Annotated in this window: 16 protein-coding genes and 1 pseudogene; 9 read left to right on the top strand and 8 right to left on the bottom strand. The window is 71.1% G+C overall.

Annotation, left to right across the window (positions count from 1 at the left end):
- Positions 1-25: 25 nt before the first annotated feature.
- Entirely contained in the window at positions 26-412 is a 387-nt protein-coding gene (locus A3Q40_RS03615; protein WP_068099830.1) for a hypothetical protein, read from the top strand.
- Between the two features lie 16 nt (positions 413-428).
- Here A3Q40_RS03615 and A3Q40_RS20075 read toward each other — a convergent pair whose 3' ends face one another.
- From A3Q40_RS20075 to recC, 5 genes are all read right to left on the bottom strand, one after another.
- A complete protein-coding gene (locus A3Q40_RS20075) occupies positions 429-1,469 on the bottom strand; it encodes a hypothetical protein (RefSeq protein WP_157889489.1) in 1,041 nt (346 codons plus the stop codon).
- Complete coding sequence (locus tag A3Q40_RS03605; protein ID WP_157889488.1) at positions 1,466-2,725, bottom strand: hypothetical protein; 1,260 nt, start codon at positions 2,723-2,725, stop codon at positions 1,466-1,468. The genes A3Q40_RS20075 and A3Q40_RS03605 overlap by 4 nt, the downstream gene beginning before the upstream one ends.
- Positions 2,726-3,087: 362 nt before the next feature.
- Positions 3,088-4,968 (bottom strand): exodeoxyribonuclease V subunit alpha, encoded by a 1,881-nt coding sequence (recD, locus tag A3Q40_RS03600; RefSeq protein WP_068099827.1) that lies wholly within the window; start codon positions 4,966-4,968, stop codon positions 3,088-3,090.
- Positions 4,965-8,297 carry a UvrD-helicase domain-containing protein gene (locus A3Q40_RS03595; protein WP_068099826.1) on the bottom strand — a complete coding sequence of 1,111 codons (3,333 nt, stop codon included), beginning with the start codon at positions 8,295-8,297 and terminating at the stop codon, positions 4,965-4,967. Before A3Q40_RS03595 ends, recD begins: the two co-directional genes overlap by 4 nt.
- A gap of 44 nt (positions 8,298-8,341) precedes the next feature.
- Positions 8,342-11,665, bottom strand: a complete 3,324-nt coding sequence (gene recC / locus A3Q40_RS03590; protein ID WP_068105109.1) for an exodeoxyribonuclease V subunit gamma — start codon at positions 11,663-11,665, stop codon at positions 8,342-8,344.
- Between the two features lie 245 nt (positions 11,666-11,910).
- Here recC and A3Q40_RS03585 point away from each other — a divergent pair, with 245 nt between their 5' ends.
- From A3Q40_RS03585 to A3Q40_RS03570, 5 genes are all read left to right on the top strand, one after another.
- Positions 11,911-13,308 carry an aspartate ammonia-lyase gene (locus tag A3Q40_RS03585; protein ID WP_068099825.1) on the top strand — a complete coding sequence of 466 codons (1,398 nt, stop codon included), beginning with the start codon at positions 11,911-11,913 and terminating at the stop codon, positions 13,306-13,308.
- Between the two features lie 74 nt (positions 13,309-13,382).
- The gene (locus tag A3Q40_RS03580) at positions 13,383-14,849 is read left to right on the top strand and encodes an amino acid permease (RefSeq protein WP_068099824.1); all 1,467 of its coding nucleotides are present in this window, start codon (positions 13,383-13,385) and stop codon (positions 14,847-14,849) included.
- A complete protein-coding gene (locus A3Q40_RS03575) occupies positions 14,846-15,862 on the top strand; it encodes an asparaginase (RefSeq protein ID WP_069972894.1) in 1,017 nt (338 codons plus the stop codon). The genes A3Q40_RS03580 and A3Q40_RS03575 overlap by 4 nt, the downstream gene beginning before the upstream one ends.
- 10 nt (positions 15,863-15,872) lie before the next feature.
- Complete coding sequence (locus A3Q40_RS21095) at positions 15,873-15,938, top strand: putative leader peptide (RefSeq protein WP_371831141.1); 66 nt, start codon at positions 15,873-15,875, stop codon at positions 15,936-15,938.
- A gap of 89 nt (positions 15,939-16,027) precedes the next feature.
- The gene (locus tag A3Q40_RS03570; protein ID WP_068099823.1) at positions 16,028-17,401 is read left to right on the top strand and encodes a dicarboxylate/amino acid:cation symporter; all 1,374 of its coding nucleotides are present in this window, start codon (positions 16,028-16,030) and stop codon (positions 17,399-17,401) included.
- 40 nt (positions 17,402-17,441) lie between these two features.
- On the opposite strand, the gene A3Q40_RS03565 is transcribed toward A3Q40_RS03570, so the two are convergent.
- Positions 17,442-17,867, bottom strand: coding sequence for a hypothetical protein (locus A3Q40_RS03565; protein ID WP_068105107.1), 426 nt, complete (start codon positions 17,865-17,867; stop codon positions 17,442-17,444).
- Positions 17,868-17,943: 76 nt separating this feature from the next.
- Here A3Q40_RS03565 and A3Q40_RS03560 point away from each other — a divergent pair, with 76 nt between their 5' ends.
- From A3Q40_RS03560 to A3Q40_RS03550, 3 genes and pseudogenes are all read left to right on the top strand, one after another.
- Positions 17,944-18,963: a GTP pyrophosphokinase gene (locus tag A3Q40_RS03560; RefSeq protein WP_157889487.1), complete on the top strand. Its 1,020-nt coding sequence runs from the start codon at positions 17,944-17,946 to the stop codon at positions 18,961-18,963.
- Positions 18,964-18,984: 21 nt separating this feature from the next.
- Positions 18,985-21,245, top strand: a pseudogene (locus A3Q40_RS03555) (ATP-binding cassette domain-containing protein).
- Between the two features lie 21 nt (positions 21,246-21,266).
- Complete coding sequence (locus A3Q40_RS03550) at positions 21,267-21,911, top strand: DedA family protein (protein WP_068099822.1); 645 nt, start codon at positions 21,267-21,269, stop codon at positions 21,909-21,911.
- Here A3Q40_RS03550 and A3Q40_RS03545 read toward each other — a convergent pair whose 3' ends face one another.
- On the bottom strand, positions 21,912-22,310 hold the full coding sequence (locus A3Q40_RS03545) for an SRPBCC family protein (RefSeq protein WP_371831464.1): 399 nt from the start codon (positions 22,308-22,310) through the stop codon (positions 21,912-21,914). It lies immediately after the preceding gene.
- Positions 22,311-22,395: 85 nt separating this feature from the next.
- Positions 22,396-22,878: an OsmC family protein gene (locus A3Q40_RS03540; protein WP_068099821.1), complete on the bottom strand. Its 483-nt coding sequence runs from the start codon at positions 22,876-22,878 to the stop codon at positions 22,396-22,398.
- Positions 22,879-22,885 lie beyond the last annotated feature (7 nt).

Genomic DNA, 22,885 nt, shown 5'->3' with positions numbered 1-22,885 from the left:
GGCGAATCGGGGTATGACGCCGGGTATGACATCGACGACGTCCTCCCTGCTGACCCGCGCTCCCCGCGTGCTCGGCGCTCTCACCGTGGCCTACAGCGCGGTGGTCCTCGCCTCCCCGCGCACCCTGGCCGCGCCCGCCGGGCTGACGTCGGATTCCGGGTTCGTGTCCCCGTCCGTCGCCACCGCGGTGCGTGGCCTCGCGTTGCGGGACATCGCGAGCGGAGCAGCCATGGTGGTGGCGCGTCGAGGAACCCCGCTGCGCACGGCGATCGGCGTGCGGGTCGCCTCGGACCTCGGCGATGCGGCGCTGTTCGCCGTCGCGGCCCCCGACGCCGCGACGCGAGCCAAGGCCGTCGCCGTCGCACTCGGCTGGGGTGCATTGTGCGCGGCCTCCGCGCGTGTGGCGGGCTGAGGCGACCGTCCTTCCCCTAGCCGGGAGTCGGGTTGGTCCACCCCGGATCGGCACCGTGACGACCGCCGTCGTCGGACCCGGACGGAGCCGGATTCACCCACGACGGTGCGGACGTCGACTCGGTCCAGGTGGCCTTCGCGCCGGCCGGCGGTCCGTCGGCAGCCGCGTGTCGGCTGCCCGACTCCCCCGGTCGCTCGCCCGCGGGCCACGTCGCCCCGGCGCCGGCCACCCGATCGGCCGGTCCATCGGGGTCACCCGGCAGGTCGGGATCGGGACCGCCCGCGTCGGGATCGGGACCGGCGCCTCCCCCGCCGTGCGGTCCGGGCCCACCCGTCGGCGCCGACGGGGCGGTCTGGACCTGGGGCGTCGCGGGTAGCGGTACCGGACTCGGCACGGGGGCACGCTGCGGTTCCGGCTCCTCCGGAACGTCCTGTGAGGGCGGTACCTCTTCCAGCGCGCCGGACTGCGGCGGCGCGGGCCGGTCCGGTTCCTCGACGACGGCCGGCTCGATGGGCACGTCGACGGCTGTCGGAGCCGGGGGCTCCTCGGCAGCAGGCGGCGGGGCCGACGGCGCGGACACGGCCGGTGAAGGAGGCGGCGGCGGGGTGAGTCCGGGGACCTCGAACGGCAAGGGCGGCAGCGGCGGCAGGACCCACGGCGCCGGAGCCGGGGCCGGCGCCGCGCCCGACTGCATGTTCGTGGCGGCGGCCTCGGCGAGCGCAGCGCGCTCGGCACGCGCCTCCGCCTCCTTGCGCTCCTCCTCCTCACGTTCGGCGGCAGCGCGGTTTCGGGCGGTGTCTTCCATGACCCGTTCCTGGAAAGTCATCCCGGACCGGCGCTCGTCGTCGGCTTTCCGCTCCGACAACGACATCTCGTCACGGTCCGCCGTGGACGGGTCCTCGTCGGACGTCGACGGCGCCGCCAGCGCCGAGGTCGGCGCGCCGATCGCGACGGCGGCCACCCCGCCGGTCACCAGGCCCGCCGCCGCGATCCACGGCATCAACCCGCGGGACCACCGCGATGGTGCTGCCCGGTGCAGCGTCGCTGTCGGTCTCATCGTCCCGTCTCCGTATCCGTTTCGGTGGGCGCGGAACACGCTGCGCTGCACTCGATCTTGCGCACGATGGTGAATCCGCGGTCGCCGCCGCGCACGACGAACTGCTGGTCGAAATCGAACTGCCGACCGTCCGGCGTGATCAGAGTCAGGACGGCGTCGTACACGTCCGGGGCGCTGGTCGGACGAATGTCGAGGCGATGGGTCGTACCCGGCTGCACCGCATCGATGGACGACTGGAGGTCGGCGACCATCGCGGCACGGTCGACGCCCGCGGGCAGGTCCCACAGCGCGGCCGCCGCGGCGGCGTCCCGGTCCCGGTAGTAGAGGTCGTCGAACCGGGCGATCACGCCGGGACCGTCCAACACCACCTCGGCCGTCGACGCGCTCGCCGCGTCCGCCCGCGTCGACGCGCTCGCCGCGTCCGTCCGTGCCGACTCGGGGGCCGAATCCCCGCCACCGCCACCGCCACTCGCGAACAGCGCGACCGACGCACCCAACCCGACGACCAGGACGACAGCTGCCGTGGCGAGCAGGGCGGCGACGGAACGGCGACGACGCCCGCCGCGCGCGCCTCCGATCGACCGACCGAGGCCGTGACCGACGCGGCCCCGCTCGCCGTGCGACCGGGCGCGGAGCGTGGCCGTGGTGCTCTCGAAGGACAGCACCGGTTCTGCGGAGGCGTGGCCGCGACCGGCCGGTCGCGGACGCAGGATCACCGCCGCGGCACGCGACCAGTCGGCGTCGGCGCTGTCGGCTTCGCCGGCTGCGATCCCCGGGAGCCCCTCGCCCCCGTCGAGTCCCTCGACACTCTCGGTCACGTCGAGGACGGTCCGGATGCCGGCCTCCCCGAGCCGGCGTCGCACCTCGGTGGTGCGTCCACACGCTCCGCCCGGGCGCACCACCGTAAGTCGCCCGGCGTCCACCAGATCGGTCAGCGCGATCGCGCGCGAGACCGTCTCGTCGTCGACGACCGGCACCACCACGGCGTCCGCGTCGCCGGCGAGGACCTCGAACCAGGGATCGTCCGGTCGCGCGCAGACGACGACGGTCTGGCGCATCGAGGACAGCCGCGCCACCGCCGCCGCGACGTCGGCGGTGGTCAACGGGCGAGCGGATCGGCCCGACGCCACCTCGTCGACGCCAGATCGGCGCGTGCGCAGCGGAGACCCCGTCGGGGGCATCCGGTCGGCAGCATCGTCACCGGTCGAGGCGAGCGTGAGTGTCGCCGCCGCCGCGTCGGCGGGATGCCACGCCACGACGCTGCCGGGACGATACCGACCGATCGCGTCCGCCAGGTCGCGGAGCACCCGCCGGGCGGGGTCCGACCGGTCGGACGGGCGGGCGGAGGCGGACGAAGATGGAGCCCCGAGGTCGACGACGAGGACGCGGTGGCGCAGCGGAAGCGGCCCGGCGAGGACTCGGTCGACACCTGAGGCGGCACCGGAGGACGACGGATCACCGTGCCCGTTCCGGGGGCGGGAAACCAGACCCGCGACCACCGTCGACCTCATCAACCGCCCCCTGCCGCCGTTCACGGCTCTCGGCGCAGTCCCCCCGACTGCGGACGCGGTGAATATAGCGCACGCGCATCTGCGGCGCCGGACCTCGAGACCGCCCCTCAGGCCTCACGCCCCACGGGCGTTCCCGGGTCGCGTCGGAGTCCGCTGGCCCGGAGCACTCGGCGTCCCACGCCGCTGCGCACGGCCTCCTCCGACCCGAGAACGCGGACGACCTTCCGGGCACGGGTCACCGCCGTGTAGAGCAATTCGCGGGTGAGGAGCGAGGACCTGTCGTCCGGAAGCACCACCGACACGGTGTCGTACTGACTTCCCTGCGATCGATGAATGGTCATGGCGTGCACGCTGACGGCGCTGGACAGGCGGCTGGGGTGCACGGTGAGTGGGCGGTCGCCGCGGGCGAAGGCCGCGAGTACCCCGCCGTCGCCGTCGCTCACCACCACCCCGGTGTCACCGTTGTAGACCCGGTTGTCGTGATCGTTCACGGTGATCAACAGCGGGCGCCCCACGTACCAGGTGTCCTCGTCGAGGAAGGACCCGCGGTCGGCCCCGATCCGCTCGGCCGCCCGCGCGGACCAGTGCCGGACGCCGTACGGGCCCTCGCGGTGCGCACACAGAGTGCGGTGCCGCTCGAGCGCGTCCAGCGCCGACGCGGCGTCACCGACCTCGGCCGCGGCGAGAACCGAACGCGCGGTGGCGACCACGTCTCGGTCCACCGCGTCCGCGGCCGAATCGGGGTGGAACTCGATGCCCGGCGGCTGCGCGCGGAGAATGTCGATCACGGTGTCGGCGTCACCGTCGCGAACGGCCACGGCGAGATCGGCGATGGCACCGCCGAACCGGCGACCGCGACTCAAGCGCACGATGCCCGCGGCCAGTCGCTCACGCTCGCGCGTGCCGAGCGCGCGTTCCGTCCCGTCCCCCGGCAGTGTGTCGGCCAGGTCGCGCGCAGTCAGACGCGTCACCGCGTCCGGCACCGCACCCGTCACGGGACGGGCGACGAGGTCGGCCAGCACCGCACCCGCATCGACCGAGGTGAGTTGGTCCGGGTCGCCCACCAGGATCAGTCGGGCATCGCTCCGCATCGCGGCCAGGAGCCTGCTCATCATCGTCGAGGACACCATCGAGGTCTCGTCGACGACCACGACGTCGTAGGGCAGACGGTTGTGTGCGTCGTGTCGGAACCGGCTGCGGCCGGGACGCCACCCCAACAGTCGATGCACCGTCATCGCGCCGGGCACGTTCCGCAGACCCAGCTCCTCGCTCTGGGTCTCGACGGACTCGCGCAATCGCGCCGCCGCCTTCCCGGTCGGCGCGGCGAGACCGAGACGCAGGTGCGACCCGTACAGCGACTGCAGCAGCGCGAGGATGCGCGCCACGGTGTGCGTCTTTCCGGTGCCCGGACCGCCGGCGATCACCGTCGTCCACGCCGTGGCGGCGACGGCCGCGGCGATCCGTTGCCGATCGGGCGGCTCGCTGCCGGGGAAGAACCGGTCGAGCGCCGCCGCCACCGCGTCGACGTCGACGTCCGGTGCGCTGCGCGCGCGGTCCGCGAGGACGTCACGAATGGTGCGTTCCTGCAGGTAGTACCGCTGGAGGTAGAGCAGAGGACCGTCGGCGGTGTCGATCAGCAGGATGGGCCGGAGCGGTCCGGCCTCGCTCCCGAGGACCAGCGGACTGCGACGAACGGCGTCCAGCACGGCGGCATCGTCCGGCCAGGGCAGCGCGTCGAGGTCCACGTCCTCGTCCGCCGTGACGTCGCGCAGTCGGGTCATGTCGAGGCACACCGATCCGGCGCGGACGGCCCGAACGGCGAGCGCCACGGCGAACAGGGCGAACTCGTCGGACTCGCCGCCGAGCTTGCCCAGCCGCAGGGCCACGTGGACGTCCGCGGCGGTGAGCACGCCCGCCTCGTCGAAGACGCGGAGGAGACCCTTGCCGCGTTGCGCGACCGACGCCGGGTAGCGGTCTCGGTCGTTCACGCCGCTCCTCCCGACACGAGATCGGACAGGTCCGTCACCAGGGCGGCCGACGGGTGCCACGCGAACACGCCCCGACCGGGTGGGGTCTCCGGACCCGCCATCCCTCGGACGAAGTGGTACTGCACACCGCCGAAATGGACCTCGGGCCGATAGCCGGGCAGTCGCCACCGCAGGAACCTGTGCAGCGCCACCGAATACAGCAGAGCCTGCAGCGGGTAGTGCGCCGAGATCATCTCCGTCGCCATCGCCTCGGTGGTGAAGTGATCGACGGTGAGGTCGCCCGCCACGATGCGGTTGGTCTTGTAGTCGACGACGACGAAGCTCGGCTCGCCGTTGTCGGCTCCGTGGACCCGGATCACGGAATCGATGCTGCCGGTGAGGTATCCGCGCAACTCCCGATCGTCGAGGCGACGCAGGTGGCTCGGATACTCGCCGAGGACGTCGTCCGCCGGGAGATGCCGCGTCACCAGGTCGGCGATGTCGTGCACCGAGGCGCACCGGCGGTCGGCGCGATCACCACCGCCGAGCGGGAGTTCGAAGTCCAACTCCGACAGTCGATCCGCCGGACCGACCTCGGCGAGCGTGCCGAAGCCGAGCGGGGTCCGCAGCACTGCACCGAGTGCGCGGGCCAGGTGCGCGGGGTCGAGGTCGGCCCCGAGCCGCGACGCCGCGTCCCGACATCGTGCGTCGAGTTCGGCATCGAGGTCCGGCGCCGAGGTGTCGACGAACTCCAGGACGTCGTGCACCAGCGTGCCGAACGCCGCGCCCGCCGGCAGTCCGTTCATCGGCGACGCCAGCGCGGACTCCTCGGCGGACCCGGTCTCGGCGACGACGGCAGGTCCCGCCGGCTCGTCGACCACGCCGGGATCCTCCGACTCGTCCACCTCCGCGTCGGCGGTCGGACCGTGCGCCTGGTGCGCTCCGGCGGTCAGGGCGGTGTACGAGGTGCGATGCCACGCGTGATCGAGCGTGCGATCGAACACCGCTGCGGCGAGCGGCTCCGGAGTACCGGCTCCGCCCCGCGGGTCGAGTCGCGATGTCGCGGGGGCCCCGACGGCCTCGACGCTCACCCGGCCGTCGGCCCACGCGGTCAACTGGGTCAGCGCGGCGTCGTCGGACGGGACGCGACACGCACGTTCCGGCGCGGCGACCCCGGGCAGCCGACCGAACAGCAACCGGTGCAGCGGACCCGTTCGGGTGATGGCCGAGGGCGCCCACCAGACCACGACCTGGCTGCGAGCGCGGGTCAGCGCGACGTAGAGCAGGCGCAATTCCTCCCCCGCGGCCTCGTCGTCGTGCAGCCGGCGCCGTGCGGCGTACCCGGGCGCGCTGTCGCCGCCGACGTCGAGGATGCGTCGTCCGTCCTCGTGGTGGAGCAGCGTCTGGAGATCGAAAGCCCCGGTCGCGGCCCACGCGAACGGCACGAAGACCACCGGGTATTCGAGGCCCTTGGCCGAATGCACGGTGGCAACCTGCACCGCGTCGGCATCGCTGTCGAGTCGACGACTCCGGTCCGACGCCGTTCCCAGGGTGGGATCGGCGACGCGGTCGGCGAGCCATCGAGTCAGTGACGCGATCCCGTGACCCGCTCCCGGGAACTCGCGGTCGAGCAGCTGGGCGACGTGGGTCAGGTCGGTCGACTCGCGTTCACCCCGCTCACGACCGAGGACGCGAGAAAGGAATTCCGTGGTGCCGGTGAGAGATTCGACCATCGCCGCGAAGCCGACGCGCTCGGCCACCGACGCCAGCTCGCGGAACCGGGCGCTGAGCTCGGACGTGGCCGCGTCGCCCTCGGCGTCCAGCCGCGCCGCCGTCCATCCGAGCAGAGGAGTCAGTGCCGCGCGGCGCACGACGTCGGCCCGGTGCGGCTGCTCCACCGCCTCGAGCACACGGAGCCACTCGGCCGCGGCGGGCGTACCGAACACGTCGGCACCGCCGGTGAGCACCGACGGCACCGCCGCGGCGTCGAGCGCGGAGCGCACCGTCTCCGCCTGGCTCTTGGTCCGCACCAACACCGCGACGTCACCCGGACCCACCGGCGCTCCCTCCACCGTGACGCCGCTGGTCAGCAGCGTGACGATCTGCTCGGCGACATCGCGGGCGATCCGTTCCCGGATGCGCGGCGCCGACGGAAATCCCGACCGCCCGAGCGGTCCGCACCCCGTGCGGGGCAGGACGCGCAGCCGCATCGGATCGGCCGTCCCCGGCGGACCCACCAGGCGGCGTGCCCGCTGCGCCGCCGACACGTCCGTCACGACGATCTCGTCGGCGCCGAGCGCCGCACCCTCGTACAGATGCGCCAGCGAGCGCACCACGTCCTCGTCGCTACGCCGGTTGGTGGTGAGCGCCAGTCGGTGGTCGGCGACGCCGACCGCGTCGAGGTAACTGGTGACCTCGGCGCCGCGGAAGGCGTAGATGGCCTGTTTAGGGTCGCCGACGAGCACGAGGACGCCGCCGTGACCGTGGAACGTGCGGCGCAGGATCTCCCACTGCAGCGGATCGGTGTCCTGGAACTCGTCGACCAGCACCACGGGGAATCGGTCGCGGATGCGCCGGCAGGCCGCCTCGCCGTGCTGCGGATCGATCAGCACGTCGTGCAGGAGACTCAGCAGGTCGTCGTAATCGCGGATGCCTGCGAGCCTCTTGCGGCGCTCGGTCTCGTTCCGCACCTCCCGCGCGAGGGCGACGCGGTCCCCCGCGGTGGTGCCCTCCGGCGCGTCGGGGCCGAGGGTCGCCCGACGATCCGCCACGGCCGCCCGCCCGACGGCGCGCGCGTCCTTGGGCGGGACCGGCGGCGTCTCGGACAGTCGGCTGTAGCGCCGGAGGTAAGCGTCGTCGACGACGTCGACCACGATGTCGTCGACGGACTCGACGAACACCGACCCGGGCTCCGGTTCACCGGCGACACCGAGACCGTCCAGCATGCGTTGACAGAAGCTGTGCGTGGTGGCGATGGTGCTGGCGTCGAACTCCGACAGCGCACGCAGCAGACGACGACGTACGACGACGTCCGCATCGGCTGTCGACGCGAGGTGGGCCGCGAGTTCGTCCCCCGATGATCGCGCTGCGTCCGGATCCGCCAGTGCCGCCGCGAGCTCGGTGAACCGGGCGCGGGTGCGCTCGCGGAGCTCACGAGTGGCGAACTTGCTGAAGGTCACCAGCAGGATGTCCGAGATCTCGGCGATCCCCTCGGCGACGTAGCGCGCCGCGAGGCCGACGATCGCATACGTCTTGCCCGTCCCCGCGCTCGCTTCGAGGACCGTCGTTCCGAACGGAAGCGGTCCGGTCAGGTCGAACGAATTCACTGACGCGCCAGCACTCCCGGTCACTATTTCTCCAGCTCTTTCGGTCACTGGCGTTCCGACTCTCTCGGTCACTGACGCTCCAGGGTCTCGTGAGCCAACAGCGGCGCCCAGAGTCGACGGGCCAGCACCCCGAACCGGGTGGGGTCCGGCGACCAGGCCCGTTCCTCGTCCCGCGGAGTCTCGGCGGTGATATCCCGAAAGGCGACCGTCGGCCCGTGGACCAGACGCACGGCGGCGTCGGAGCCGTCGCCGAACCCTCCGAACTCACGTTCCGCGGCCTCCAACGCCGCGTCCTCGCGGACCCCGTTGGTCACCCGGTCGGCGTACAGGCAGCCGGCCTTCGTGGTCAGCGGCAAGGGTCCCCGCAGTCCTCGGTCCCGCAGATCGACGAGATCGCGCAGGACGTCCGTCGCCGCGTCCGGGGTGCGGAGTACCTGACGGAGCGCCCGGTTCGAGGTGCGGCCGGTGGTCACCGCCGTCCACCCGCGCGACGGGTCCTGCGCGGTCAGCGCCACTAGATGCACCCAGGCTTCCAGCCGATGCACGGCACTCAGCGTCGAGTAGCGAGCGCGCGCGACGGTGGTGCCGTGGACACCGGGAACGCTGCCTGTCAGTCGGCGTCCCTCCCCGAGGTCGACGGCGACGTCGAGGGTGTCGGGAACACCGACGTGGACGGGCGCCGCGGCGCGGTACACCTCACCGACGACGAACTCGACGTCCTCGAGTTCACGACGCCCCTGGTGATGCGGGGGCAGGGAGCCACGACGCCACTCCGCCGCGCGGATCCGCGCGGCGTCGACGCCCGACAACATCTGGGTGAGCATGCGATCGCCCAGCGCCCACTTCGCCAGCGGCGCCAGCTGCACCGCGAGGGCGTCCTCGATCTCGTCCTCGGTGATGTCCGCCCGCACCTGCAGACGCTGCCGCAGGAACGCCCCGATCGGGTTGCGCACGAACGCGAGCAGATCGGTCAGGTCGACGTCCTCCGCCGGGGCGGGCGGCAGCGGCTCGGCCAGGAACGGAGGTGCCGGCGCGGGCGGACGCTGCAACGCTCGCGCCCCGGCGAGGGCGGCCGGATCGAAGCTGCGCGGGGCCGCCGCCGCGAACGACGACGGATCGAACGGCTGCAGGGGGTGTCGGACGACGGGCGATCGTCCGGCCGTCGCCGTGACCGCGTCGATCACGTCGGCGAGCGGAATGGCCGGCGGCTCGACCACACCGGTGGTCGGGTTCGCGCCGGTGTAGAACAGCAGCAGCCGATCGGTGGCCGCCATCACCGCGTCGAGCAGCAGCTGCCGGTCTTCGCTCCGCACGTCCCGTTCCCCGACGACGGGGTCCCGCGCGAGCACGTCGTCACCGTCGACGTGGCCCACGCGGGGAAAGACGTCGTCGTCCAGACCGAGCAACGCGACCACGCGGTGAGGCACCGATCGCATGGGCACCATGGTGCAGACGGTCAGTTCGCCGGTGCGGAAGTTCGACCGCGTGGGACGGCCGGCGAATCGCTCGTCCAGAAGGGCGCGCACGTCGGCGGACCGCAGCGGCACGTCGCCCGCACCCTCGAAGGCCGCGGAGATCTCGCGACCGGCGTCCGCGCGGATCCAGTCGTCGCTGGGACGCACGTCGGCCAGCAGGTCCATCGCGAGCACCAGATGATCGCGCCACTCCGTGGCGGGACGTTCGCCGCGCAGCCCGTGGAGCACCTTCGACACGCGGTCGACCAGTTCGGCGAACCGACCCACCAGGTCGAGGTCGGCGCCGTCGACGTCGTCGACCGGCAGCGCGAGCCCCAACCATTCGCCGGTGGACTCGTCGGCGGCCGCCCCCAGCAGCAGGCGGTCGAGCGCCGCCGAGAAGGTGTTCTGCTCGAAGTCGCGAAGCCCGAACGCCGACCGCTGCACGGTGTCGATTCCCCACCGTGCGCCCGACTCCCGCGTCCACTCCCGCAGGCGCTCGAGGTCGTCGTCGGTGAATCGGAATCGCGTGCGGACGGCCGAGAGGGCGGCGACGTCGAGCATCTGCGTCGCCGTCACGCGGGCGGTGCCCAACTCGATCATCGTGGCGACGACCTCGAGCACCGGGTTGGTGCGCCGCAGCCCTCGATCGGCCAGCCGGACACGGAGCGTGTGCGCGGGGTGACCGGACACCCGCCGCACCCCCGGAGCTGCGGCCGCGGTACCGCCGAACGCCGCGCGGATCAGCGGCGCGAAGGTCTCGACGTCCGGGCACATGACGAGGACGTCCCGCGGTTCGAGGGTCGGGTCGTCCCGGAAGGCGTGGAGCAACGCGTCCCGCAGAACGTCGACCTGGCGGGCCGCACCGTGGCACGCGTGGACCTCGACGCTGCCGTCGAACTCGACCCCGACCTCCGGCGACGGCGCACGATCGGCGACGACGTCACGCTGCAGTCGCCGCAACACGGTGTCGCCGGCGGAATCGGGCTCGGGGGTCAGGTACTCGTCCGAATCGGCCATCGGGGCGACGAGCGGGCGGAGTTCGCGGACGTCCCGCGCCAGACTCACCAGCAGTGGGTGTCCGCCGGACAGAGCGCGGTCGACCTGTCGGCGCCGACTCCCGGGCGCGATGGTCGAGGCCGCGTCCCACAGAGCCGGTGAGGGATGCGGCAACCAGAGGTGGACCGCCCGGTGTGCGGCGAGCGCGTGCAGGACGTCTCGCTGCGCGGTGCTCAGTCGGGTCGGCCCGAACACCGACACCCGCTCGGGCAGCGAGAGCAGGCCGGGCTCCTGCCGGAGCTGCGCGCAGACCGTTTCCCACCGCTCCGCCGGGTGCGGGCCGAGCCGGCCTCGCAGACGGCGGAACAGCTCGGCCTCCCATCGGAGGTCGTCCGGCAAGTCGCCGCCCGCCCCGTCGGAGTCGACCCCGGCGGCCCAGTCCCGGAGCATGGCGGGCCGCTGCGCGGCGTAGGTGCGAACCAACCCCGACACCCGGGCAGCGGTGGACCAACGGCGCCCGCGCCGATGCTCGTCCGCACCGTCGGACTCGTCGAACTCGGCAGCGGCGCCGATGCTGGCGGCGAGCACGGCGCACCACGGCTCGGCCGTGCACTCGTCGATGGTCCGCAGCGTCGCCCACACCGCGGCGTCCGCCGCCCACGGATCGTCGGCGGGATCGATCCCGCCGACGGTGGACACGACGTCGTCCACGAGCCGACTCGGCGAGGGGAACTCGATGCCGGCGGCGATGCCGTCGGCCATCCGCTCGGAGCCGACGCCGAGGACGCCGGACAGTCGCTGATGCAGCCACCGCTCCACACCCTTGGCCGGCACGGCGACGATCTCGGTGGTGAACGGATCCGCGAGCGGCGTGCGCAGCAGGTGCGCCAGGGCGTCGGCCAGAGTGTCGGAGCGCTCGGCGCGATGAATCTCCAGCACTCGTCTCTCCCGTCCGACGCGTCGTGGACGACCCGCGAAGGACACCCACCGTGCGACCCGTTCGAGCCGCGTGCCCGCGACCGTAACCCGACCCGCCGACACGCGGCGCGGACCCGCGATGGACACAGATCGAACGCGATCGAGAAATCCACCGTTGACACGTCGTGTGTGGTGCGCCACACTCAACCTGTCAGACAGCCTGACACCACAAACCACCACAGCTACACCGACCCGAGGAGACCGACGTGGCCGCCACCCGCATCGAGCACGACCTGCTGGGAGACCGCGAGGTGCCCGCCGACGTGCTCTGGGGCATCCACACCCTGCGCGCCACCGAGAACTTCCCCATCACCGGTCGGCCCATCTCGAGCAACCCCGCCCTCGTCCGCGCCCTCGCCGCGGTCAAGTACGCCGCCGCTGCGGCGAACCGCGACCTCGGTCTGCTCGACCCCGAGCGCGCGGACGCGATCCTCGCCGCCTGCCGGGAGATCCTCGACGGGCAGTGGCACGACCAGTTCGTCGTCGACGTCATCCAGGGCGGCGCCGGCACCTCGACCAACATGAACGCCAACGAAGTCATCGCCAATCGCGCTCTGGTGCTGCTCGGCCACCGCCCCGGCGAGTACCGGTACCTGCACCCCAACGAGCACGTCAACCTCGGGCAGTCGACCAACGACGTCTACCCCACCGCGTGCAACATCGCGACCATCATGGCCGTCGGGGTGCTGTCCGAGTCGATGCATCACCTGCAGAAGACCTTCCGCGCCAAGGCCGAGGAGTTCCGCACCGTCGTCAAGATGGGGCGGACGCAGCTGCAGGACGCGGTCCCCATGACGCTCGGCCAGGAATTCGGCACCTTCGCGGTGATGATCGAGGAGGACCGCGCCCGACTCGAGGAAGCCTCGATGCTCGTCCACGAGATCAACCTCGGCGCGACCGCCATCGGCACCGGGCTCAACGCCGCGCCGGGCTACCGCGACGCCGCCGTACGCCACCTCCGCGAGGTCACCGGCCTTCCCCTCGTCAGCGCGACCGACCTGGTCGAGGCCACGCAGGACGTCGGCCAGTTCGTCCATCTCTCGGGCGTGCTCAAGCGCTGCGCGGTCAAGCTGTCCAAGGTGTGCAACGACCTGCGCCTGCTGTCCTCCGGTCCGCGCGCCGGGTTCGGCGAGATCGACCTGCCCGCCGTGCAGGCCGGGTCGTCGATCATGCCCGGCAAGGTCAACCCGGTGATCCCGGAGGTGCTGAACCAGGTCGCCTTCCAGGTGATCGGACAGGACGTCACCGTCACCATGGCGGCCGAGGCCGGTCAGCTCCAGCTGAACGCGTTCGAACCCATCATCATGGAATCGCTCACCTCCGGCATGACGCATCTCGGCGCCGCCTGCCGAACCCTCGCCGACCGGTGCGTCGTGGGCATCACCGCCCACGCGGCACATCTGCGATCCGACGTCGAACACTCCATCGGTCTGGTCACCGCGCTCAACCCGCACATCGGTTACCAGGCGGCCACCGAGATCGCCAAGGAAGCGCTCGACACCGACCGCGGCGTCGCGGAGCTCGTGCTCGAACGGGGCCTGCTCACCGCGGACCGCCTCGAGCTGCTGCTCCGCCCGGAACACCTGGCCAACCTGCAGAGCTGACCGACGCGCTCGGTCCACTCCACCCGAACCCTCCCCTGTCACCCGAGCTCTCCCGCACCCACCGAGGACGCTGCATGACCACTCCCACCACCGACCATCGGGGCGCCGACGCGACGCTCCACGAGGTCGAGAACCAGGGCTACCACAAGGGCCTCAAGACCCGTCAGGTCCAGATGATCGCCATCGGCGGCGCCATCGGCACCGGCCTGTTCATGGGCGCCGGCGGCCGTCTGGCCGGGGCCGGACCGGCGCTGGTGTTCGCCTACGCCACCTGCGGCTTCTTCGCCTTCCTCATTCTGCGGGCGCTGGGCGAGTTGGTCCTCCACCGTCCCACCTCGGGGTCCTTCGTCTCCTACGCGCGCGAGTTCTTCGGCGAGAAGGCGGCGTTCGTCACCGGCTGGCTCTACTGGCTGAACTGGTCGATGACCGCGGTGGTCGACGTGACCGCCGTGGCCCTGTACATGCAGTTCTTCGGCCGGTACTCCGCGCCGATCGCCGCGGTCCCGCAATGGATCTGGGCACTGATCGCCCTGGTGGTCGTGCTCTCGCTGAACCTGGTGTCCGTCAAGGTCTTCGGTGAGCTGGAATTCTGGTTCGCCCTGATCAAGGTGCTGGCCCTGGTCGCATTCCTCTGCGTCGGCCTCTACCTGCTGATCGCCGGCACCCCGAACCAGGAGCAGGGACTGTCGATGATCGCCGACAACGGCGGCCTGATCCCCAACGGCCTGCTGCCCGCCGTCGTCATCATCCAGGGCGTCGTCTTCGCCTACGCCTCGATCGAACTGGTCGGCACCGCCGCAGGCGAGACGCCGAACCCCGAGAAGGTGATCCCCAAGGCCATCAACACCGTCATCATCCGCATCGCGGTCTTCTACATCGGCTCGGTCACCCTGCTCGCCCTGCTGCTGCCGTACTCCGCCTACCGCGCCGGGGAAAGCCCCTTCGTGACGTTCTTCGGCTCCATCGGCGTCGAGGGCGCCGACACCGCGATGAACCTCATCGTGCTCACCGCCGCGCTGTCGTCGCTCAACGCCGGCCTCTACTCCACCGGCCGCATCCTGCGCTCCATGGCCGCCGCGGGCAGCGCGCCGCAGTTCGCCATGCGCATGACCAAGTCCGGCGTCCCCTACGGTGGAATCCTGCTGACGTCCGTCGTGACGCTGCTCGGAGTCGCCCTCAACGCGGTCGTCCCCGAGCAGGCGTTCGAGATCGTGCTCAACCTCGCCGCCCTCGGCATCGTCAGCGCATGGGCCATGATCGTGCTCTGCCAGCTCAAACTGTGGCAGCTGTCCAAGGAGGGTGTCCTGACCCGGCCGTCGTTCCGTCTCTTCGGCGCCCCCTACACGGGCATCGCCACCCTCGTCTTCCTCGCGGTCGTCGTCGTCCTCATGGGCTTCGACTACCCCGTCGGCACCTACACGCTGGCGTCGCTGCTGCTCATCGTTCCCGCCCTCGCCGTCGGATGGCGCGTGGCCAAGCCGCGCATCGAGCAGCTCGCCCGCGAGCGTGCCGACGGCCGCGGCGGCGCGGTCGCACGATGACGGCGTACCCCCTCGCGTCCGTCCCGTCGGTGGTCGTCCTGACCACCGGCGGGACCATCGCGAGTCGAGTGGGTGACGACGGCGTCAGCACGCCCGGCAAGGTCGCCGTGGATCTCGACGCCATCGCGGCTCGGCTCGGCGTGCTCGTCACGGTCGTCGACGTCCTGCGGGTCGACTCCGCCGCGATGTCGCACACCGACCTCGACACCGTGTCGGCCGCCGTCCAGCGAGCCCTGCGTCCCGACGTCACCGGCGTCGTCGTCCTGCACGGCACGGACACGCTCGAGGAAACCGCCATGCTGGTCGACCTCGTGCACGACGACCCCCGCCCGGTCGTCTTCACCGGCGCCCAGCGCACCGCCGATCATCCCGACGGGGACGGACCGCACAACGCCGAACTCGCCGTCGCGGTCGCCGCCGACCCGGACCGTCGCGGGCAGGGCGTGCTGGTCGCCTTCGGTCCGCGGGTCCTGCGTGCGCGGGGCGTCCGCAAGGCGCACACCACCGAACTCGACGCGTACACCGGCGTGCCCGCCACCCCGACGGATTCCCGAATCACGCTGACGCGCAACCCGATCGCGGGGATTCGCGTGGACGTCGTCGCCCTGTACCCCGGGGTCGACGGCGTCATGATCGACGCGGCCCGGCACCACGGCGCGGCGGGAATCGTGATGGAGGCCATGGGCGCCGGGAACGCCAACGCCGACGTCGTCGCCGCGGTACGACGGGCCGTCGACGCCGGCATCGTCGTCGCCCTCTCCACTCGCGTGCCGTCCGGTGGCGTCGTCACCACCTACGGCGGCGGGGGCGGCGGCGCCGACTTGGTCGCCGCGGGTGCGGTGTCCGCCGGCGAGACGAGCCCGGCACAGACGCGAATCCTGCTGTGCGCGTTGATCGCCGAGTCGAAGTACGACGTCGCCGCACGGTTCGCCGCCGTTGTCGCAACCCCGTCGACCCGAGCGTCGAATCAGGCGTCGGCCCCCTCGCGGACCTCGGTCCGAATCCAGGCGTAGCATCGAACGAGTGCCCCTGCTGACCTCCCGTCGACACGTCGACCTCCGCAGACAGGCCAGTGCCATCTGTCGGTGACCCCGCTCCGCGTCACCGACGTCGCCTTCTGTCGGTGACCCCGCTCCGCGCACGTCACCCCTCCACGCACTCGTCGAACAGGCACACCTATGTCCTCGCCCAGCGCTGCCCCCACCCGCCGGCTGCCCCAGTGGGCCACCGCCTTCGGACCCCAGATCGTCGCCGGACTGATCCTCGGCGTCGTCCTCGGGCTCGTCGCCCGCTCCATGCCCGACGCCGCCGACGGCAACCCCAACTGGCTCGTCGAAACCCTCTCCACCATCGGCTCGAGCTACGTCAAGCTCCTCACCGTCGCCGTCGTCCCCCTCGTCTTCACCGCCATCGTCAGCTCCATCGCCAACCTGCGCGCGGTCACCAACGCCGCCCGCCTGGCCGGACAGACGCTGCTGTGGTTCGCGATCACCGCGTTCGTCGCCGTGATCGTGGGCATCGTCATCGGCCTCGTCGCGCAGCCGGGATCGCGCACCGGAGTCGACGCCGCGCTGGAGAAGGCCCCCGCCACCTCCGGCTCCTGGTGGTCCTTCCTCACCGGCCTGGTACCCAACAACTTCCTGGCACTCGGCGCCCGCACCAGCGAGACCGAGGGTGCACTGTCGACCAGCCTGAACTTCAACATCCTGCAGCTGCTCGTCGTCGCCGCAGCCATCGGCATCGCGGCGCTCAAGGTGGGCAAGGCCGCCGAGCCGTTCCTCACCTTCAACGCCTCGCTTCTCGCCATCGTGCAGAAGGTGCTGTGGTGGATCATCCGCCTGGCCCCCATCGGCACCGCCGCCCTGATCGGCAACGCCGTCGCCAGCTACGGCTGGGACGCGATCGGGTCCCTGGGCGTGTTCACCGTGTCCGTCTACGTCGGCCTCGCGATCGTGTTCTTCGTGATCTACCCGATCATCGTGCGCGCGCACGGCCTGTCCGTCCGCAGCTTCTACTCGGGCGTCTGGCCGGCCACCCAGCTCGGTTTCGTCTCGCGCTCCTCGATCGGCACCCTGCCGCTCACCCAGCGCGCCACCGAGCGCAACCTCGGCGTGCCGCGCGAGTACGCCTCGTTCGCGGTGCCGCTCGGCGCCACCACCAAGATGGACGGCTGCGCCGCGATCTACCCGGCCATCGCCGCGATCTTCGTCGCGCAGTTCTACGGCATCGATCTGACGCTGACCGACTACCTGCTCATCGTCGTCGCCTCCGTCGTGGGGTCCGCCGCGACCGCCGGCACCACCGGCGCCACCGTCATGCTCACCCTGACGCTGTCCACCCTCGGCCTGCCGCTCGCCGGTGTCGGTCTGCTCCTGGCCGTCGAGCCGATCGTCGACATGGGCCGCACCGCCGTCAACGTCACCGGCCAGGCACTGGTGCCCACCATCGTCGCCAAGCGGGAGGGCATTCTCGATCGGGAGCGTTACGACGCACCGCGCCACGGCGACCCGTTCGACGACGACGCCGAGAGCGACGTCGCGCTGGCGCGCTGACCGTCCGGCGCCGGCGCGGTAGGGATACAGCGCCGGCGCGTCAGAAGAACTGCGCCCGCACGAACCCGGCGATCAACACACCGACGCCGACGATCTCCACCCCGGCCAGCGCGACCATGAACGCGTGCGTTCCCCGCACCGGGTTCACGAACTGGTTGTCGGTGTCGCGTCGGGCGCCGTGGACGACGTAGCTCACGATGGCTGCGACGAAGAAGAACACCACGGCGCCCGACACGACCAGGTTGACCGTCGTCGACCACGCCCCGAAATGGACCAACGCGGCGAGCACCATGGTGGCGAACGAGTAGAGCAACGCCGCGCGGTGGGCGATGTCGACGTAGGGGTGCGCCTGCCCGGTGGGCGAGGTCGCCATGCCGCGGAATTTCCAGACCCCGAGCACCAACGCCCACAGCAGGATCAGGCCCGAGACGAGCACCAGCACGGCCGTGTCCACGGGAAGGGTCATGCCGCCCAGTCCACCAGATGCGCGGTCCGGGCGCGTCCGACCGGCGAGGTCGGGTGATACGGCACAATCGGCGACCATGCAGAAGGAGCCGACCATGATCGACCCCGTCGGTACCTATCGCGATCGCTACGACTGGTTCGTGCGGGCGACGGCCGCCCTGGCCACGGCGGTGGAGTCGATCGTCGCCGACGCGGGCCTCGACGTGGACGCGGTGGAAGCCCGCACCAAGTCGGTGGAATCCGCGGCCGGCAAGTTCGCGCGGCTGAAGCCCGACGGCTCGTTGGAATTCACCGATCCGTTGACCGAGGTGACGGACCTCGTGGGCGTTCGGGTCATCACCTACCTCACCTCCGACATCGAGCGGGTGGCGGAGGCGTTGTCGTCGCGGTTCGAATTGCTCAAGACCATCGACAAGTCGTCGCTCGCCCAGGAGACGGGCGTGTTCGGCTACGCCGGCAAGCATCTGATCCTCACGCCGGGTGGTGACCGGGTTCCGCCCGGCTGCGGGGACGTCGTCGGTCTCGGGTTCGAGGTGCAGATCCGCACGGTGCTACAGCACGCGTGGGCCGAGATCGAGCACGACATCCGGTTCAAGAACTCCCGCACCCAGGGCTCCCCGGTGATCGACCGCGCGTTCACCCTGGCGGCCGGATTGATCGAACTCGCCGATCAACAGTTCGAGCTCGCGGACCGTCACCACAAGGAGAAGATCGCCGAACTGCGCGCAGCCGACGCCGCGCGCGGCATGGACCTGGAACTGACGGCGGAGAAGCTGCGCAGCATCGTCACCGATCTGCTGCCCGAATACGCCTCCAGCCGGCCCACCCACTACGAGTGGTTGCTCACCCTCGTCACCGCGAACGGCATCACCACGGGTGCAGAACTCGAGGACGCTCTCGATCCGTCGCGCGTGCCGTTCGTGGTGGGGGCCATGGACTATCAGCATCGGCCCGGCCACGTTCGCCTCGTGGACGACCTGTTGCTCGATCGGTTCGGGGAGGCGCACATCGTCCGCACGGCGACGCTGACCACCGAACGGGACCGGCTCGGCAAGCTGCGGTACCGGCTCACGAAACTGCAGGCGCATCAGGAGTGAGATTCTGGTAGAAGGGCCTGCGTGACCGATGCCCCCTCGACCATCACCGTCCGCGGCGCCCGCGAGAACAACCTGAAGGGGATCGATCTCGATCTTCCCAAGGGCGAGTTGGTGGTGTTCGCCGGCGTGTCCGGATCCGGCAAGTCCTCGCTGGTGTTCGACACCATCGCCGCCGAGGCGCAGCGGCAGATCAATGCGACGTTCAGCGCGTTCGCGCAGACCTTCCTGCCCTCGTACGGGCGTCCGGACGCCGACCTGATCGCGAACCTGTCGGCCGTCGTGATCGTCGACCAGAAGCGTCTGTTCGGCTCGCCCCGATCGACCGTCGGCACCATCACCGACATCGGGGACTGGCTGCGCATGCTCTACGCCCGCGGGGTCCGTCCGTCGATCGGCCACGCCAACGCGTTCTCGTTCAACGATCCGGCCGGCATGTGCCCGGACTGCGAGGGACTCGGCGAGGCCAAGGTGATCGACGTCGACGAGTTGGTCGACTTCTCGAAGTCGTTGCGCGAAGGACCCATTCGTCATCCCGACTTCCAGCCGGGCAAATGGCCCTACCGGCTGTACGCGGACTCGGGCCTGTTCGATCTCGACGTTCCGCTCGAGCAGTACTCGGCGCGGGAGCGGCACATCTTTCTCGACGCCGCCCCCGGCGAGGTGGCCATGCCGAACACCGACGGCGTGTTCACCACCTACGAGGGACTGCTCTCGAAGTTCCGTCGCAGCTACCTGACCAAGGACGCGGCCACGCTGAAGGGCAAGGCCAAGGAGGCCTACGAGCGCATCGTCACCCGCGGCGTCTGTCCCGCCTGCCGCGGCTCTCGGTACAACCCGACGGTTCACGGCGCACGCCTCGAGGGTCTGTCGATCCCCGAGGCGTTCGCGATGCAGGTCTCCGATCTCGCGGACGTCATGGACGGCTGGTCTCTCGGCGTTCTCGACGCACCGCGGCGGGAGGTGGTCACCCAGCTGCGTCGCCTGGGCGATCTCGGCCTGGGGTACCTGAGCCTCGACCGCGCGACGTCGTCGTTGTCCGGCGGCGAGGCGCAGCGCATCAAGATGGTGCGCCACCTCGGGTCGACGCTCAACGACATGCTCTACGTCTTCGACGAGCCCACCACCGGTCTGCACGCCCGCGACGTCCACCGGTTGAACGCGATGCTGCTGGCCCTGCGCGACAAGGGCAACACGGTCCTGGTGGTCGAGCACGATCCCGAGGTGATGGCCGTCGCCGATCGCATCGTGGAGATCGGTCCCGGGGCGGGGGCGGACGGCGGCACCGTCGTCTTCGTCGGCACGCCGCAGGAGCTGAGCACCGCGGACACGCGTACCGGGCGTGCCCTGCGAGAGGTGGCCACCGCACCTCGTCGTCCGCGGACGCCCACCGGATCGATTCGCCTCGAGAACGCCCGCACCCACAACCTGCGCAGCGTCACCGTCGACGTGCCGCTCGGCGTGCTCGTCGCCGTCACCGGAGTCGCCGGGTCCGGCAAGTCCAGCCTGATCCACCACCATCTGCCGGCCGTCCGCCCCGACGCCGTGATGATCGACCAGTCCCCCATCCGCGGGTCGCGGCGATCGTCGCCCGCGACGTACACCGGCCTGCTGGATCCGATCCGGGCGCACTTCGCCAAACGCACCGGCCGCCCGGCGGCGCTCTTCTCCCCCAATTCCGACGGGGCCTGCCCGGACTGCCAGGGCACCGGCACCATCTTCACCGAGCTGGGCTTCACCGACCCGGTCACCAGCACCTGCGAGACGTGTCAGGGACGCCGGTTCCGCTCGGGAGCGATCAAGTACACGGTGGACGGCGTGTCCATCGCGGACGTCTTCGAGATGGCCGTCGACGCCGCGTTCGAGTTCTTCACGGCGCCGAAGATTCGCGCTGTGCTGGGGCGGTGCCGTGATGTCGGTCTCGGTTACCTCACGTGGGCCAGAACCTCACCTCGCTCTCCGGCGGGGAGCGCCAACGACTGAAGCTGGCCACCGAGCTCACCGGCACGGCGGCGCTGCTGGTGCTCGACGAGCCCACCACCGGTCTTCACCCCTCGGACGTGAACAACCTGGTGGCGCTGCTGTCGGGCATGGTCGACGAGGGCCGATCGGTGGTGGTGATCGAGCACGATCTCGCCGTCGTCGCGGCGTCGGACTGGGTGATCGATCTCGGCCCGGACGGCGGTCACGACGGCGGCCGGGTGGTGTTCACCGGCACTCCGGCGGACCTCGTTCGAGACTCCGGCCACACCGGTCGGCATCTCGCGCGGCGGCTCGGAGAGTAAACCGTCGGTAAAGTACCAGGCATGAGCGACACCGTCACCGCTGCCGCGAGTACAGAACTGGGTGGATTCGCCGGGTGGGCCGTCGGGCTGATGGAGGCCATCGGCGGCCCCGGCGCCGGCCTCGCCGTCGCCGTGGAGAACTTCTTCCCCCCGATTCCGAGCGAGATCATCCTTCCGCTGGCCGGGTTCACGGCGTCGCAGGGCGGCTTCTCGTTGTTCAGCGCGCTGTTCTGGACGACGCTCGGTTCGGTGGTGGGCGCGGCCGTCCTCTATTGGCTGGGCGTGAAGCTCGGCCGGGACCGCCTCTACGCGATCGTGGACCGGATGCCCCTCGTCGACACCGAGGATCTGGCGAAGGCGGAGGACTGGTTCGCCCGCCACGGCCGGTCGGCCGTCTTCTTCGGCCGCATGATCCCGATGGTGCGGTCCGGCATCTCCGTCCCGGCCGGCGTCTCCCGCATGCCCTTCTGGCAGTTCCTGCTCTACACCACCGCCGGCAGCCTGCTGTGGAACTCGATCTTCGTGCTCGCCGGGTACTACCTGGGCGAGAACTGGCACTACGTGGAGAACTACGCCTCGGTCTTCCAATACGTCGTCATCGGTCTGGTGGTCACGTTCCTGGCCTGGTTCGTGACCAAGAAGGTGCGGGCCCGGTCCGCACCCTGATCACGTCTCCATCAGCCTCTTCAGGGTCTCGAGATCACGCTGGACCGCGGCGCAGTCCCGGTCGAACTCGACGTCGGTCATGCCCAGCCGACGCACGGTGAACAGCACTTCCGCACCGTGCGGATGCGGGACGACGCGCAGCGGATTCAGGACCTCGGTGCCGTCGGGCAGGGTGACGGTGTGGTCCAGCACGCCGAGGTCGTTCTCGGCCGCGAACCGGACCCGCACCGTTCCCATCGGCGACTCGGTCACCAGATCGTCACCGTCGCGGGTGACCCCCGACGCGAGGCCCGCCGCCCATGCCGTGAGGTTCTCCGGGCGTCGGGCGAAGTCGTAGACCTCGCGCGCCGGGGCCGCGATCACCACCGACAGATGCCTGCTCTCCATGTCGTCCTGCACGGTCGCCATCCTCTCGCAGGTCACCACCCATGGTGGCTGATCTCGGGTGCGCCCACGCGAAGAATCGGAACCGGCACCGTCGGGGTCAGGTCAGGTCCGCACGCTCCCAGCGATTGACGAATTCGAGGCCGCTGCGAACGAACAGCTGCGAGACCGGGCAGCGCCGCTCGACCTCGGCCACGAAGTGATCGAACGCCGCACCCTCGGCGTCGGTCTGCACGGTCGCCTCGACGGTGACGCGGTCGAAGTTCGCGTTACCGTCCTCCCCCGCCACGAGAACGCCGGTGTCCAGATCGCCCTGCACGCGGAAGGTGAATTCGCCGAGCGTGATACCCAGGTCCTTGGCCACGAGGCTGGCCGTCACCTGGTTGCAGGACGTGAGCGCGCCCAGCGCGTAGAACAGCGGGCTCGGCGCGGCGTCCCGGCCGCCGAAGGCGGGGTACGCGTCGGCGTCGAACTCGTGGCCGGCCGTGCCCTGCACCGACAGGTGCTGGGCGACGCCGGTACCGCGGGCGTCGACGACGAAGGGGACGACGGAGGTCTTCACGGAGGTCTTCGCAGAAGTCATGCCGACG

The sequence above is a fragment of the Rhodococcus sp. PBTS 1 genome (assembly GCF_001620025.1).
GTDB lineage: Bacteria > Actinomycetota > Actinomycetes > Mycobacteriales > Mycobacteriaceae > Rhodococcoides > Rhodococcoides kroppenstedtii.
The sequence above is the reverse complement of the archived record's forward strand: the minus strand, read 5'-3'. Positions and strand labels throughout refer to the sequence as shown.